The organism is Arcobacter sp. F2176 (assembly GCF_004116465.1).
GTDB lineage: Bacteria > Campylobacterota > Campylobacteria > Campylobacterales > Arcobacteraceae > Arcobacter > Arcobacter siniprincipis.
This window is the reverse complement of record NZ_PDJV01000093.1, coordinates 1-386: the sequence shown is the minus strand read 5'-3', so window position 1 is coordinate 386 and position 386 is coordinate 1. Positions and strand designations below refer to the sequence as shown.

The following is a 386-nucleotide window of genomic DNA, read 5'->3' as shown; positions in this document are numbered from 1 at the left end:
ATCTTATCTTAGCTTAGAACAAGAGGTTTATTTAGGAGGAAAAGGGAGGGGAGGAAAGGAGGAGAAAGAGGGAGAAAAGAAAGAGAAGGGAAAAGAAGGGGGAAGAAAGGAGGAGGGGAAAGAAGAGGAAAAGGGAGAGAAAAGGGGAAGAGGAAGAAAGAAGAAGGAAGAGAAAAGAGGGGAAGAAAGAAAAGAGAAGGGGAAAGAGAGAAAAGAAAAAGAAGAGGAAAAGGAGAAAGATAGAAGAGAAAAGGAGAAGAAGAGGAAGAGAGAAAGAGGAGAGAGGGAAGAAAAAAAAAAAGAAAGAGGGAGAGAGGAGGAAGAGAGGAGAGAGATGGAAGAAGAGAAAAGAGGAGAGAGGAGAGGGGAAGAGGAAAGAGGGAAAA

At 42.7% G+C, this 386-nt stretch carries 1 protein-coding gene; it reads left to right on the top strand.

Translation table 11 applies throughout. The features are described 5' to 3' along the window. A partial coding sequence (locus tag CRU95_RS17030; RefSeq protein WP_258238768.1) for a hypothetical protein occupies positions 1 to 386 on the top strand: 386 nt, incomplete at both ends.